16 protein-coding genes are annotated in these 14,729 nt (G+C 59.0%); 14 read left to right on the forward strand and 2 right to left on the reverse strand.

Annotation, left to right across the window (positions count from 1 at the left end; translation table 11 throughout):
* Positions 1-41: 41 nt before the first annotated feature.
* The 3 genes from colR (at position 42) to UCMB321_RS06840 (ending at position 2,375) form a co-directional block, all read left to right on the forward strand.
* Complete coding sequence (colR, locus tag UCMB321_RS06830) at positions 42-725, forward strand: two-component system response regulator ColR (RefSeq protein ID WP_040064830.1); 684 nt, start codon at positions 42-44, stop codon at positions 723-725.
* A complete protein-coding gene (locus UCMB321_RS06835; RefSeq protein WP_040064831.1) occupies positions 715-1,995 on the forward strand; it encodes a sensor histidine kinase in 1,281 nt (426 codons plus the stop codon). Before colR ends, UCMB321_RS06835 begins: the two co-directional genes overlap by 11 nt.
* Before the next feature lie 155 nt (positions 1,996-2,150).
* A complete protein-coding gene (locus UCMB321_RS06840; RefSeq protein WP_040064860.1) occupies positions 2,151-2,375 on the forward strand; it encodes a hypothetical protein in 225 nt (74 codons plus the stop codon).
* A 524-nt stretch (positions 2,376-2,899) separates the two neighbouring features.
* Here UCMB321_RS06840 and fdxA read toward each other — a convergent pair.
* Together fdxA and mutS are read right to left on the reverse strand one after the other, a co-directional pair.
* Positions 2,900-3,223, reverse strand: coding sequence for a ferredoxin FdxA (fdxA, locus tag UCMB321_RS06845; RefSeq protein ID WP_040064832.1), 324 nt, complete (start codon positions 3,221-3,223; stop codon positions 2,900-2,902).
* Positions 3,224-3,355: 132 nt separating this feature from the next.
* Positions 3,356-5,923: a DNA mismatch repair protein MutS gene (mutS, locus tag UCMB321_RS06850; protein ID WP_209437135.1), complete on the reverse strand. Its 2,568-nt coding sequence runs from the start codon at positions 5,921-5,923 to the stop codon at positions 3,356-3,358.
* Positions 5,924-6,283: 360 nt separating this feature from the next.
* Between mutS and UCMB321_RS30585 the strand changes: the two genes are divergently transcribed.
* The 11 genes from UCMB321_RS30585 to UCMB321_RS06895 form a co-directional block, all read left to right on the forward strand.
* On the forward strand, positions 6,284-6,994 hold the full coding sequence (locus UCMB321_RS30585) for a hypothetical protein (protein WP_157015857.1): 711 nt from the start codon (positions 6,284-6,286) through the stop codon (positions 6,992-6,994).
* Entirely contained in the window at positions 6,991-7,653 is a 663-nt protein-coding gene (locus UCMB321_RS30590) for a hypothetical protein (protein WP_157015858.1), read from the forward strand. Before UCMB321_RS30585 ends, UCMB321_RS30590 begins: the two co-directional genes overlap by 4 nt.
* Before the next feature lie 8 nt (positions 7,654-7,661).
* Complete coding sequence (locus UCMB321_RS30595) at positions 7,662-8,369, forward strand: hypothetical protein (RefSeq protein WP_157015859.1); 708 nt, start codon at positions 7,662-7,664, stop codon at positions 8,367-8,369.
* A 282-nt stretch (positions 8,370-8,651) separates the two neighbouring features.
* Positions 8,652-9,395: a LexA family transcriptional regulator gene (locus UCMB321_RS06855; protein ID WP_084614819.1), complete on the forward strand. Its 744-nt coding sequence runs from the start codon at positions 8,652-8,654 to the stop codon at positions 9,393-9,395.
* Positions 9,396-10,000: 605 nt separating this feature from the next.
* Positions 10,001-10,348 carry a phage holin family protein gene (locus tag UCMB321_RS06860; RefSeq protein WP_040064835.1) on the forward strand — a complete coding sequence of 116 codons (348 nt, stop codon included), beginning with the start codon at positions 10,001-10,003 and terminating at the stop codon, positions 10,346-10,348.
* Positions 10,349-10,520: 172 nt separating this feature from the next.
* On the forward strand, positions 10,521-11,105 hold the full coding sequence (locus tag UCMB321_RS06865; protein ID WP_040064836.1) for a phage tail terminator protein: 585 nt from the start codon (positions 10,521-10,523) through the stop codon (positions 11,103-11,105).
* Positions 11,102-11,284, forward strand: a complete 183-nt coding sequence (locus UCMB321_RS06870; protein WP_040064837.1) for a DUF2635 domain-containing protein — start codon at positions 11,102-11,104, stop codon at positions 11,282-11,284. Before UCMB321_RS06865 ends, UCMB321_RS06870 begins: the two co-directional genes overlap by 4 nt.
* Positions 11,284-12,780, forward strand: a complete 1,497-nt coding sequence (locus tag UCMB321_RS06875; protein ID WP_040064838.1) for a phage tail sheath subtilisin-like domain-containing protein — start codon at positions 11,284-11,286, stop codon at positions 12,778-12,780. Before UCMB321_RS06870 ends, UCMB321_RS06875 begins: the two co-directional genes overlap by 1 nt.
* Before the next feature lie 66 nt (positions 12,781-12,846).
* The gene (locus UCMB321_RS06880; protein WP_040064839.1) at positions 12,847-13,194 is read left to right on the forward strand and encodes a phage tail tube protein; all 348 of its coding nucleotides are present in this window, start codon (positions 12,847-12,849) and stop codon (positions 13,192-13,194) included.
* Positions 13,191-13,487: a phage tail assembly protein gene (locus UCMB321_RS06885; protein ID WP_040064840.1), complete on the forward strand. Its 297-nt coding sequence runs from the start codon at positions 13,191-13,193 to the stop codon at positions 13,485-13,487. The genes UCMB321_RS06880 and UCMB321_RS06885 overlap by 4 nt, the downstream gene beginning before the upstream one ends.
* A 130-nt stretch (positions 13,488-13,617) precedes the next feature.
* Positions 13,618-14,729: phage tail tape measure protein (locus tag UCMB321_RS06895; protein WP_052451091.1), on the forward strand; the 1,112-nt coding region annotated here is incomplete at its 3' end.

Raw genomic sequence — 14,729 nt, forward strand, 5'->3', positions numbered from 1 at the left:
GGGCCAAGACACGGCCGTTACCGCGTACGGAGAGAGTACCCATGCGAATTCTACTGGTTGAAGACAACCGCGATATCCTCGCCAACCTGGCCGATTACCTGGGGCTTAAAGGCTATACCGTGGATTGTGCGCAGGACGGCTTGTCGGGCTTGCACCTGGCCGCCACCGAGCACTACGACCTGATCGTGCTGGATATCATGTTGCCCGGGATCGACGGCTTCACCCTGTGCAAGCGCCTGCGTGAAGATGCCCGGCGCGACACGCCGGTGATCATGCTCACCGCCCGCGATCAACTGGACGACCGCCTGCAAGGCTTCAAGTCCGGTGCCGACGACTACCTGCTCAAGCCGTTCGCCCTGTCGGAACTGGCGGCGCGTATCGAAGCGGTGCTGCGTCGGGCCCAGGGTGGCGGACGGCGGGCCTTGCAGGTCGGTGACCTGAGCTACGACCTCGACACCCTGGAAGTGACCCGTGAGGGGCGTCTGCTCAAGCTCAACCCCGTGGGCCTGAAACTGCTGGCGGTGCTGATGCAGAAAAGTCCCCATGTGCTACGCCGCGAAATTCTCGAGGAAGCCCTGTGGGGCGACGATTGCCCGGACAGCGACAGTCTGCGCAGCCATGTCCACCAACTGCGCCAGGTGATCGACAAGCCGTTCGAAAGGCCTTTGCTGCACACCGTGCACGGTGTCGGCTATCGCCTGGCCGAAGGCCGCGATGGAGTTTAAACAGAGCCTTGCCCAGCGGATCATCATCGCCTTTGCGCTGATGAGCGCCCTGGTGGCGGGGATGTTCGCCCTGGGGATCGTGGCGACGGTTCACCTGGTCGAGGAAGGGCTGATTTCCGCGGGTCTGGGTGGCGATCTCCAGCGCCTGTTGTTGATGGACAGCGTCAGCGACTGGAGTCATCGGCCCGAGCCTGACCAGCTGTTCTATTTCAGCGGCGGCCAGGGCGACTTCGCCTTGCCCAGGGATCTGCGCCACCTGGACGCCGGGTTCCACGAAGTGTTTCGCGACCAGCTGTCCTACCACGCCATGGTCGAGGTGGTCGACGGTCGGCGCTATGTGCTGTTGCAGGACCAGAGCGATTTCGAAGAGCGCGAGCGGGTGCTGTTTGCCGTGGTGCTGGTGGGATTCGTCCTGGCGCTGGCCCTGGCGGTGTTCCTCGGCTGGGTCCTGGCCCGACGGGTGATGGCGCCGGTGGTCCGGTTGGCCCGGCAGGTGCGTCATCGTGATCAGCTACTGGGACTGGCGCCGCCCTTGGCGCCTGATTATGCCGCCGATGAAGTGGGCGAACTGGCGGTGGCATTCGATGCCACCCTCGGCCGGCTGCGCGATGCCCTGACCCGTGAGCGACTGTTCACCAGCGATGTCAGCCATGAACTGCGCACGCCGCTGATGGTGCTGGCGACCTCCTGTGAACTGCTGCTGGAAAACCCGGCCCTCGACCCGCGCGGACGTAATCAGGTCGAGCGTATTGCCCGGGCCAGCGAGGAAATGCGCGAACTGGTGCAGACCTTCCTGATGCTGGCCCGGGCTCAGCGCGAGGATGCCAGCATGTCGCCGCGGGTCTCCCTGAACCGGGTGGCGGATGACCTGATCGGCCTGTGGCGCGCACCGATCGAAGAGAAGGGCCTGCGGTTGATCGTCGATCCCGGCAACCCCCTGGATACTCGCTACAACGCCACCTTCCTGCACGCGGTGATGGGTAACCTGCTGCGCAACGCCCTGCACTACACCGACCGGGGCTTTATCCGCCTGAGTCTGGAACCTGCCGGCTTCGTGGTGGAGGACAGTGGCGTGGGGATTCCCGAGGAGAAGCGCGAAGCCATGTTCCAGCCCTTTGTACGGGGTAACGAAAAACGTGGTGAAGGTCTCGGCCTGGGCCTGTCGCTGGTCCAGCGCATCTGCGAAAACCAGGGCTGGCACGTCAGCCTGACCACCATGCAACCCAATGGCTGCCGCTTTCATGTCGACCTGCGCGGGCCTGATGTCTGATCGCAGGCCGCATTTTCAGGTGCTGCACAAGCGCTGACCGCCGGGCGATGATCTCAAACGGCTATGATTCCATTCGTCGTTGAGCACCACTGCCCAGGGAAGACTGAGCTATGTTGAAGGTAGTTGTTCCGCAGTACCTTCAAAGGTTTATGGTGATGAAGTTAGAAGTCGCCCGAGGTTTATTCCTGGCCGGTGCTTTGGCAGTGGCCTCCATGGCTCTAGTGGCCTGGGAGCAACCCGGTCCCCAGGTGTTGACTGCTGCGACGGGTACCGGGCATTGCCCTTTACCCCGTACAGCCAAGGCGAGTGATGCCAAACCTGGCAATGACCTGTTGTTGCTGATGTTCGGCCTTTCCCAAGGGCTCAAGCCGCAGAGTTGAAATCGTCCCGTCCCTCTCACAGGCCTCGTATTGATCGAGGCCTTTTTTATGGGCGTGGTTTGATCGGTTTCGAGGAAGAACTCCCGGGTGCGCAGATCAGGATTGGATCCAGGATTGCTGTTTTACCTGCTTGGGCGTGTAAGTCATTGCTTACATCTTGCGTAAGCGATCGAGGATAATTTGCCGTCTCGATTACCACGTGTGTCATTTAAATAATTGAAATATATAGTTTTTTTGTATTTTGAATGGATCCAATGTGGAGAAGATGGCATTTTGGATCCAGTTGCGGCGCCTCAGAAAGTCTTTAATATTGCTCCTGTGTCGACGGATAGACACGGCGATCAAGGACAGATCGCTGGAAGGAACATCGCGGGATGCGATTCATCAGGATGATGAAAGGGAAAAAAGGGACTAGGGAAAAAATGTGGGCGGGTCATACCGCCCCTTTTTTTTGCCTGCAGAAAAGTGCCGGCACGAAAAACAAAAAAGGCCCGCAAGGGGCCTTTTTGTCGAGCGCCGTGCAATCAGCGTTCGAGGTCCTTGATCTTGCCTGGTTTACCATCCCACTCTTCGGCGTCCGGAAGCGCCTCTTTCTTTTCAGTGATGTTGGGCCAGATTTCGGCCAGCTCAACGTTCAACTGAATGAACTCTTGCATGTCCTCCGGGACTTCATCCTCGGAGAAGATAGCCTCAGCAGGGCATTCCGGCTCGCAAAGCGCGCAGTCGATGCACTCATCCGGGTGAATGACCAGGAAGTTCGGGCCTTCGTAAAAGCAGTCCACCGGACAGACTTCTACGCAGTCGGTGTACTTGCACTTGATGCAGTTGTCGGTGACGACGAAGGTCATTTCTAATTTTCTCCTCAGGCGGCGGCAGCGAAACCCTGTCGAAATGGGCTCGCCAGGTCTGGGAGCGAACCAGGCTAATAGTCCACAGCATCCCAAACCGCGCGAGATTCTAGCAGCTTGTAGTCCGCTGCGTTAGATCCGTGTCTTTAATGTATAGAGCATTTCCAGCGCGCGGCGCGGTGTCAGGTCGTCGAGATCGAGCTTGGCCAGTTCGTCCAGGACCGGATGCGGCAGGCTGGCGAACAGATCGCTTTGCATCGGCGCGGCCGGTTTCCCCGGTTTGGCGACCGGGACCTCGTGGGGCAGGCTGGTGGTTTCCAGGCGGCTCAGGTGTTCACGGGCGCGGCTGATCACATCGTTTGGCACGCCTGCCAGCTGCGCCACCGCCAGGCCGTAGCTCTGGCTGGCCGGGCCGGGCAGTACGTGGTGCAGGAAGACGATCCGCTCATTGTGCTCAGTGGCATTGAGGTGCACGTTGGCCACCAGCGGTTCGCTTTCCGGCAGCACGGTCAGTTCGAAGTAGTGGGTGGCGAACAGGGTGTAGGCGCGCAGGCGCGCGAGACGTTCCGCCGCGGCCCAGGCCAGGGACAGGCCGTCGAAGGTGCTGGTGCCGCGGCCGACTTCGTCCATCAGCACCAGGCTGCGCTCGGTGGCGTTGTGCAGGATGTTGGCGGTTTCGCTCATTTCCACCATGAAGGTCGAGCGCCCGCCGGCCAGGTCGTCGCTGGAACCGATCCGGGTGAAGATCCGGTCCACCAGGGACAGCTCGCAACTGGCCGCCGGCACGAAACTGCCGATATGGGCCAGCAGCACGATCAGGGCGGTCTGACGCATGTAGGTGGATTTACCACCCATGTTCGGACCGGTGATCACCAGCATGCGGGTGCTGTCGTCGAGCGCCAGGTCGTTGGCCACGAACGGCGTGGTCAGCACCTGCTCGACCACCGGGTGACGCCCCTGGCTGATGCGCATGCAGGGCTCGTCGACGAAGCGTGGGCAGTTCAGGTCCAGGTTCAGCGCGCGTTCGGCCAGGTTGCTCAGCACATCCAGCTCGGCCAGGGCCGCGGCGGTATCCTGCAGCGGCGGCAGTTCGCCGATCAGGGTTTCGAGCAGGGCCTCGTAGAGCATCTTCTCCCGGGCCAGGGCACGACTCTTGGCCGACAGGGCCTTGTCTTCGAACTCCTTGAGCTCCGGGGTGATAAAGCGCTCGGCGCCCTTGAGGGTCTGGCGCCGGATGTAGTCCGCCGGTGCCGATTCAGCCTGCTTGCTGGGCAGCTCGATGAAGTAGCCGTGGACCCGGTTGTAGCCGACCTTGAGGTTGGCCAGGCCGGTGCGGGCTTTTTCCCGGGCTTCCAGGTCGATGAGGAATTGTCCGGCGTTTTCGCTCAGTGACAGCAACTCGTCCAGCTCGGCGTCGTAGCCGGTTTTCAAGACGCCGCCGTCGCGGATGATCGCCGGCGGGTTATCGATGATGGCGCGCTCCAGCAGGATCGCCAGCTCCGGGTAGGTCTTGGTGGTGACCGCCAGTTGCTTGAGGTGCGGGGCGTCCAGTTCGAGCATCGCATCCTGCAACTGCGGCAGGGCGCCGAGGGCGTCACGCAGGCGCGCCAAGTCGCGAGGGCGGGCGTTGCGCAGGCCGATCCGCGCGAGGATCCGCTCGATGTCGCCGATTTCCTTGAGCTGCGGTTGCAGTTTTTCGAAGCGATAGCTTTCCAGCAGGCAAGTGATGGAGCTCTGGCGTGCCTGCAAGACACGCAGGTCGCGCAGCGGGCGGTTCAGCCAGCGGGTCAGCAGGCGGCTGCCCATGGCGGTCTGGCAACGGTCGACCACCGATTGCAGGGTGTTGTCGCGACCGCCGGCGAGGTTGGTGTCCAGCTCCAGGTTGCGGCGGCTGGCGCCGTCGAGCACCACGGTGTCGTCCAGGCGTTCATGGCGCAGGCTGCGCAAGTGGGGCAGGGCGGTGCGCTGGGTTTCCTTGGCATAGCCGAGCAGGCAGCCGGCGGCGCCGATGGCCAGGGTCAGGGTCTCGCAGCCGAATCCCTTGAGGTCCTGTACGGAAAATTGCTGGCAGAGACTTTTGTGCGCCGAATCGCGTTCGAAATCCCACGGGGCACGGCGACGTGCCCCACGGCGTTTTTCCGCCGGCAGGCCCTGTGGCCAGTCGTCTGGGATCAGCAATTCCACCGGGTTGATCCGCTCCAGCTCCGCCAGCAGGTTTTCCCAGCCCTTGATTTCGAGGACAGTAAAGTTGCCGCTGGTGATGTCCAGCACGGCCAGGCCGAACAGGCGCTCGTCGCCGAGCACGGCGGCGATCAGGTTGTCGCGGCGCTCATCGAGCAGGGCTTCGTCACTGACGGTGCCGGGGGTGATGATCCGCACCACCTGACGCTCGACTGGCCCTTTGCTGGTGGCCGGATCGCCGATCTGCTCGCAGATCACCACCGATTCGCCGAGTTTCACCAGCTTGGCGAGATAGCCCTCGAGGGAATGGTAAGGAATCCCACACATCGGAATCGACTGCCCGGCCGATTGCCCACGGGCTGTCAGGGTGATGTCCAGCAGCTTGGCGGCCTTCTTCGCGTCTTCGTAGAAGATCTCGTAGAAGTCGCCCATGCGGTAGAACATCAGCTGGTCGGGGTGCTGGTTCTTCAGGCGCCAGTACTGTTGCATCATCGGGGTGTGGGAGGACAGATCGGAAATAGCTTTATTCATCAGTTGGTTACAAGGCTTTGTAGAAATGATGGGGCAAAAATGGGGCAAAACGTTCTGTGCCTTAACAATGAAAGGTCTTACTCGTTGCCGACAGCTTCGGTCACCTCACGTTCAGGGACAGACATGCCAATGCTGGTAGCGTACCACGGTGGCGGAGGCTGTTTGGATTGCCCTTCACATTTTGAGCTTAAGACTAGGGATACAGCTTGATATCATCATGGCACTATGCGCGCGTCCTATTGGCCTGCTATCGTGAGTATGCCGGATCGCAACCCCTTGAGACGTGCGTCCGGTACCGGTTGATAGGATGAGCTGGTCTCGACATAACATGAATGGGTCAAAAAAAGCATGACAACCTTCCCATGGCAGGTAGAGGCACTGAGGTTTTCTTTCATTAATCTCGTGCCGGGTTCTGACTCTGATAGTTTCAGATGGTCTAGCTTGATACCAGCTGAGCCTGATTCTGTGACCACAAAGAAAGCGCACGGAATATTAGCTGAGCAGGGTAGCTGGTTAAAAGGCACGCTTGCAGTTAACCGGCAGCCAGGACGGGTTGATGTTATTTATACGATTAATCAGCCTGAATCTTTTTTGGTGCTAGAGAATCCCCTTCCTAATGCAGGTAGCTTCGAGGAAGTGGTTGCGGCTTGTGCAGGATTTGCCAAGCCGTTAGGTAGTTTATCCGCATCTAGAATTGCATTTGGTGCAGTTTTGTTATTGCCTGTCGAAAAAACTGCGGATGGTTATGAGTATTTACGGAAATTCCTCCCTTTTATAAAACTTGAAGAAGATATGAGTGATTTTTTTCTTCAGATCAACAGGAGGCGAAATTCAGATTTGGGTGTTCAAATCAATGAATTGACAAAATGGGGGTGTGTGGATGTTCGCGGGGTGAATATTGTAGATCCCGACATGCGCACGCCAGGGGTTTTCGCAGTTCGTCTTGAGTTGGATATCAATACTCCTGAGAGTCCTACTCCTCTTGAACTAGATGTCTCTAAGTTGATACTTGAACTAATGGGTCGTGGTTCTTCAATAGCTCAGAATGGTGCAGTATGATAGGTACTACTGAACAAGTTCTCGTGCGTCGAAGCTATAAGCCTGTGGGGGAAGTAGAGACTGCGCGCTCTATTTGTTACGGGAGTTTGCCTACCGCCGTTGAAAGAAAGGCCTATTGTACCGTCTCGAGAGTACTGCGCGCAAACGCTTCGCGATTTACTTATGAAAGCGCTTCGAGCTATGGTAGCGATATATACGGTTGTGCGAACTCTGATCAAGGCTTTGCATCCCTTTTTTTTGATGAGCGTTTATTAAAAGCTGTTGCGAAATTCAGTGACTTGGCTAAAAAATTTACCACTTATGGTAGTGTGCTGATAAGTGATGCGGATTCTACTGTTTCTTCCCCAAAGGTAGATGCAAAGCTGCATTTGTATAATATTAAGCAATATGAAATTTCTTATTCGCGTCGGACTGCCCTAAATTACATGTTTCACACTTTGGAGGATGCATTTGAAAATAGGGAGGTCGAGATGTTGAATTGCTTGCTTTATTCTGCTGCAGATGAACTACTGGATTCCAGTTTGTCAGTCAGTTTGCTGCGGGCTACCTTTCGCGCGCGTAGCGAATTAGCAATGTGGAGTTTTTATCGCGACGTAGTGCAAAAAAAATTGCGTGATCATCCTGATGCGAAGAAACTTTTACGTGGGTTGATAGGATAGGATTTATCATGTCGCAGCTGAAGGATTATGCTGGCTCTCGCTTGGGTGTTTTCATCTCTGGAAACGATAAGCAACGACACGCTGGATTTATTTTTGACGATGAGGCTGGTGTTGAGGTCCTTCATTTGGCATGGCATTTTATGTTGATGCGAGGAACGCCCGAGGAGTATGTAAATACACCTGGATTGGGACCTTTTTCAGCATACGTCTGTGAGGATTATTTAGAGTCTCAAATTGACGAGATTCTGAGTTTTCTTGATACAATTTGGTCTCGCAATCGAAATGTTATTCCTTATGGCATAAGCTCAGACGGAATCGAGAGCTTTTTTGAAACGGATGGTTCTGTTGCTGGCCTCGGTGACGGTGCTGGACTCACTTGTGCGTCCTTTCTGATGAGCGTTTTCTTCAAACTTGGCCATAAAATTCTCGATCCTGACAGCTGGCAGCACCGAGAATCCGATCCCGAGTGGCACAATTGGGTGCTGAGCAATTTAGAAGGCCAAACGAATCTTCAACCTCAAGTGGCTGCCCACGCTGCTGCTCAGCGTCAGTATGTAGGTAAAGCTTACAGATTCCGTCCCGAGGAAGTCGTTGGTACTGCGGCAGTGTTTGAGGATGAACCAGCAAGTTTTCAACAGGCAGTCAGTATTGGTGAGCTAGTGGTGCAAGATATGCAGGTGAAGGGAGTACTAAGGTCTTCTCGCCCCGCAGCATAGGTTAATAATTTATCTTGGGCGGTTGCACTCAGCTCCTGCAACCGCCAGGGGCTTTTGGTTGTGTGGCTGAATATATGTAAGGCTTATCCTTCATTGATGTAGCCTAATTGCCTACGATTGATTTCACAAGCGCATCCCTTGGCGCCACGGTCCTTGACTGAACCGTGTCATCCAGGTTGCCGAGCACCAGCAGCCGCAACGATAGTTTTTGCATATCTACGCCAAGGACTATGCATAAAATATGCAAATCAGCATTTGCCATTCCCGAAAAGTGCAAGCAATATGCGCGTTATGCAAATACGCAACGTTTCTACCGTCCTACGAGCATTGCTCGATCGCCACGGGATCTCCCCCACGGAGCTTCACCGTCGTACCGGCGTGCCCCAATCCACCTTGTCGCGCATCCTCAGCGGGAAGATCGTCGATCCTTCGGACAAACACATCTCGAAGATCGCCGAGTACTTCCGCATCAGTACCGACCAGTTGCGCGGGCGCGCGGGCATTGCCGCTGCCCGGGACCAGGAGCAGGGCACGCTGCACTCCGAACTCAAGGATATAAGCCTGTGGGACGACGACACGCCCGTCGATGAAGACGAAGTGTCCGTCCCCTTTCTTCGCGAGGTTGAATTGGCTGCTGGATCAGGAAGATTCGTCATAGAGGAAAGCGAGAAGGCCAGCCTGCGCTTCGGCAAGCGCAGCCTGCGTCACAACGGTGTGCAGTTCGACCAGGCCAAGTGCGTGACCGTACGCGGCAACAGCATGTTGCCAGTGCTGCGCGACGGTGCCACGGTCGGGGTCAACGCCGGCAAGAGCGCCATCGGCGATATCGTCGATGGCGACCTTTATGCCATCAACCACAACGGCCAGCTGCGGGTGAAGCAACTCTATCGCCTGCCCAGCGGGATCCGCCTGCGCAGCTTCAATCGTGACGAGCATCCGGATGAGGACTACAGCTTCCAGGAGATCCAGGAAGAGCAGATCACCATCCTCGGTCACGTCTTCTGGTGGGGCATGTACGCCCGCTAACCCTTCCTGATTCGGAAAAAACCCACAGCGATGTGGGTTTTTTTACGCCTGTCAAAAAGCTCAACCCCTTGAACGACGCGGCCTCCATGCGCTCGTGCATCGACAGCGCATAAATAAATGCATTTGTGCATTGACTGTATATGCATACATGCATATTCTTTGTCTCAAGCCGGCCAGAAAGGCCGGTGACAGGCAGCAATGCCAGGGGGAAGCCCCCGCGCTCTTTAGTGGCACCGCTTCAAAGAACAGGCAGCGATGAACCGGCCTCAACGGTTCAGAGGGTTGGCAACTGACCCGGGTGTGCAGCGTAAAGCACCGTAAACAGTTATCCGGCGGACAGGGTCGCGGTCGGAGGAACAATTTGAATCGATCCGTACCGCGCCAGTAGCGCCGAAGGATCGGGTGTCCTGCCTGAAGCGCCATCGCCGAAAATGCGAGCGGTTCCGGGGCCGGGCATCAGGACCGCATTACTGAAAAGCCTGGGCGACCGGGCTTTTTGGAATGCCCACCGAACGCGGGCTCTCGAGAGAACCCTTCACCTTGAACGACAAGCCCAAACCATCACCGGCCAATGAATGGCCCTTTTTTATTGCAGGAGGCGTGACATGACGAACGAGCAACAAGCGTTGGTGGACATGCCTATCTGGCTGGTCATCGTGCTGGCCGTGATCGGCGGGGTTTCCGGCGAAATGTGGCGGGCCGACAAGGACGGTGCCCGCGGCTGGGTACTGCTGCGGCGCTTGGTACTACGCTCCGGGGCCTGCATGGTCTGCGGTATGTCGACCATCATGCTGCTGTACGCCGCCGGCGTGTCGATCTGGACTGCCGGCGCCTTTGGCTGTCTGACTGCCATGGCCGGTGCGGATGCCGCCATCGGTATTTACGAGCGCTGGGCGGCCAAGCGCCTGGGGGTCGACGAGGTGCCTGCCCCGGAGACCAAGCCGGAACAATAGCGAGACAGACGTCCAGACAAAGCGCTCATGACCACCTTGGATATTGCCAATGGACTGGAGCTGGCGGGCCTGAGAGCAGGGCCCAGCCCGCAAGGATGCGGGCTTTCTGGAGGCGAGTGATCGCCTTTCGAACCCGTCAATCGACGGGTTTTTCATTACCCGGTGAACCCCCATGAACATCACCCCGATCCTCACGCAACTGCGTGATCAATGCCCCAGTCTTGCCAATCACATTTCCACCGGCCTTGATCTCGACCTGTTGCAAAGCAACACCACGCTACAAACCCCGGCGGCATTCGTCAGCGTGATCGCCGACCTGGCGAGCAAGGACGCCTCACAAAACGTCACCCGCCAAACCCTGACCGATCGCCTGGAACTGGTCCTGGTACTCGACAGCAGCAATGCTGCACAAGCCTTCGACCAACTGCACAGCCTGCGCGCCGAACTCTGGCGCGCCCTGGTCGGTTTCAAACCCGACACCTTCTACAACCCTATCGAATACGACGGCGGCGAACTGATCTCGATCAACGCCAGCCGCCTGCTCTATCGCCTGCATTTCTTCGCCGAGTTCCAACTGGGGCGCAACCGCTCCACGGACCCGGCCGAAACCTGGCACGAGCGTGAATTGGACGGCTTGCCGTCTTTTAGCGGGGTGACGGTGAAGGTCGATGCCATCGACCCGGCCGACCCCAATCTGCACCGCCCAGGCCCCGACGGACGCCTGGAGCTGACTTTTTCAGGAGACGTAACGCAATGACCCAACGCATCACCGTAGTGCCGGCCCCAGGCCGCGCCGTACCGGACCCGGAAGCCGGCGACCTGCTGCCGCTCGAAGGTCGTGAAGTGGCCGACAGCGCCTGGTGGCGCCGACGTCTGGCCGATGGCGATATCACCCTCAACGCCGTGCAAGCGGCACAACCACAGGATGCCCAATAATGGCTATCGGATTCAGCAACATCCCCGCGGACCTGCGTGTTCCGCTGTTCTACGCCGAAATGGACAACTCGGCGGCCAATAGCGCCTCCTCGACCCTGCGTCGACTGATCGTCGCCCAGGTCAACGACAACGCCACCGCCACCGAAGTCGGCAGCCTGGTACTGGTTTCCAGCGTCGCGCTGGCGAAAAGTATCGGCGGCCAGGGCTCGATGCTCGCCTCGATGTACGACACCTGGCGCAAGACCGATCCGGTCGGCGAGATCTGGTGCCTGCCGCTGCGCAACACCGTGGGCAGCATCGCCAAGGCTGACCTGAAACTGACCGGTACCGCCACCGAAAGCGGCGTACTCAACCTGTATGTCGGCGGTGTGCGGGTCCAGGCCGCGGTGGTCAACGGGGCGACTGCCGCCCAGGTTGCCACCACCCTGGCGCTGCAAGTCAACGCGGCGGCCGACCTGCCGGTCAGCGCCGTGGCCGTCGACGGCACGGTGAGCCTGAGCTGCAAATGGACCGGTGACAGCGGCAACGACATCAGCCTGCAGTTCAATCGCCTGGGCAAGAGCAATGGCGAGCAGACCCCGGCCGGCCTGACCATCGCCTCCGCGCCGATGGCTGGTGGCACCGGTGTGCCGGACCAGGTTGCCGCGCTCGCGGCACTGGGCGACGAACCGTTCGAGTTCATCTGCCAGCCCTGGTCTGATGTAGCGACCCTGAACGCCTGGCAAGCCGCGATGAACGACAGCGTCGGTCGCTGGTCCTGGTCCAAGCAGCTGTTCGGCCATGTCTACACCGCCATGCGCGGTACGGTCGGCACCCTGGTGGCCGCCGGTCAAACCCGTAACGACCAGCACGTGACCATCCTGGCCATGGAGCCCGGTGTTCCTCAACCGGTCTGGGTCCAGGCCGCCGCCTTGGCCGCGCGTACTTCGGTGTTCATCTCCGCCGACGCCAGCCGTCCGACCCAGAGCGGCAGCCTGCCCGGCATCGATCCGGCCGCGGCCAGCGGACGTTTCACCCTGACCGAGCGTCAGTCGCTGCTCAGCTACGGTCTGGCCACCGCCTACTACGAAGGCGGTTACGTGCGCATCCAGCGGGCGATCACCACCTACCAGAAGAACGCCTACGGCCAGGCGGACAACTCCTACCTGGACAGCGAGACCATGCACCAGTCGGCCTTTATCGTGCGCCGCCTGCAAAGCGTGATCACCAGCAAGTACGGTCGCCACAAGCTCGCGGCCGATGGCACCCGCTTCGGCGCCGGCCAGCCGATCATCACCCCGAGCACCATCCGCGGCGAGCTGATTGCCCAGTACGCCAAGCTCGAACTGGAAGGCCATGTGGAGAACGCCGAGATGTTCGCCGCGCACCTGATCGTTGAGCGCGACAGCCAGGATCCGAGCCGGGTCAACGTGCTGTTCCCGCCGGACTACATCAACGGCCTGCGTGTGTTCGCGCTGCTCAACCAGTTCCGCCTGCAGTACGACGCGGCGGCCTGATCGCCTGCCCACACTGCGTAACCCCAGCCCGCTCGATGCGGGCTTTTTATTGCAAGGAGATACACCATGGGTCAACTGATTGCGGGCACCTGCTACGTCAAAGTGGACGGCGCTCAACTGACTATCAACGGCGGCTGCGAAGCGCCCCTGATGTCCGTCAAACGGGAAACGGTCGTGCCGGGTTTCTACAAGGAAACCGACGTTGCGCCGTCTTTCACGGTCACCGCGTTGCATACGCCGGACTTCCCCCTCCAACAACTGATCGCCGGCACCGACATGACCGTCACCTGCGAATTCAGCAACGGCAAGGTCTACGTCCTGGCCGGTGCCTATCTGATCGACACGCCATCGGCCAAGGGCGATGACGCGACCATTTCGCTGAAATTCGAAGGCATCAAGGGGACCTGGCAATGACTGATCCAGTGAAGTTGCAGGTGCCCATCGAAGCCCACGGCGAACCTTTGGGCGAGCTCACCCTGCGTCGTCCGACGGTGCAGGAAGTGCGGACGATCAAGGCGCTGCCGTACAAGATCGACAAGGGCCAGGACGTCAGCCTCGACATGGATGTCGCGGCCAAGTACATCGCGGTCTGCGCCGGCATCCCGCCGTCGTCGGTCAACCAGCTGGACCTGTCCGACCTCAACACCCTGAGCTGGGCGGTGGCCGGTTTTTTCATGAGTGCGGCATCGCAGCCATCGGCGAGCTGATTGCGGTCGCCTATGACTTGGCCTGGTTCTGGAAGGTTGATCCCGAACAGATGATGGCCAGGCCCTTGGATGTGCTCCGGGAATCCCTGGAGCATGCGCAACGGATCAATGCGATGCAGCAGGTGCAGTGATGGCTACGATCAATAACACGCTCACGGCGACCAATAGCCAGACCATTGTGAACATGGCCCTTGTTGTGAATGGCGTCCAGAAAATGGACGACGACATGGCAAAGGTCACCACGAAGGTCCAGGGGTTTAAAAAGAGCCTGGAGGACAGCGGCCTGGGCAAACTGGATGTCTCCGCTGTGCTCAAGGGTGGTGGTTTGGCGGAGCATTTTGTCGCCGGTGTCCAGGCGGCGATCAAGGAAGAAAACAAGCTGGCCGAGGCCCGCAAGGGGGCTGAGGGACCGGAGTTGCCGGATCCGAAGCTGGGGCCCACGGCGCAGAATCTGGCGAAGTTGAGTGAGGCGGTCGACAGCGTTTCGGTGAAGTTCGGCCAGGCACTGTTGCCTGTAGTGAATTCCGTAGTGACGGCGTTGGTGCCGCTGGTGAGTACCGTCGCCGAGTTCGTGGCGGCCAACCCGAACCTGGTTCAAGGACTGGCAGCGGGGGCGTTGGCGTTTACCGTCATGCGTGGTGCGGTGACGGGTGTGCTGGGCGCGATGGAGTTGCTTAAAGTCGGTTTCCTGGCTTCGCCGATCGGTTTGGTCGCGTTGAGTATCGCCGTCGCGGCGGGGCTGATCGTTGCCTACTGGGAACCGATCTCAGGCTTTTTCCACGGGCTTTGGGACGCTATCAAAAGCATGGCGGCCGGCTTCATGTCGGGGCTGGAAGCGGTGCTCGACTGGTCGCCGATGCCGATGATTACCGCGGGCTGGGAGACGATCAGTGTGTTTTTCGCCAGCCTTTGGGGGGCGATCAAGGCGGTAACCGCTCCGGTGTTCGACTTTTTCAAGGCGCTGTTTTCCTGGACACCCCTGGGCCTGGTCATGGACAACTGGGGGCCGCTGACGGGGCTCTTCGATTCGATCTGGCGCTTGCTCAAGGCCTTGGCCGTGCCGGTGATGGACTTTCTCAAGGGGGTATTCGACTGGTCGCCGCTGGGGTTGATCATCAACAACTGGGGAGCGATCGGCGCATTTTTCGGGGGGCTCTGGGATACGCTCAAAGCAGCGACCGCACCGGTAGTGGACTTTTTCAAGGCGCTGTTCGACTGGTCGCCGCTGGGGCTGATCATCAA

Source organism: Pseudomonas batumici, from assembly GCF_000820515.1.
GTDB classification, from domain to species: Bacteria; Pseudomonadota; Gammaproteobacteria; order Pseudomonadales; family Pseudomonadaceae; genus Aquipseudomonas; species Aquipseudomonas batumici.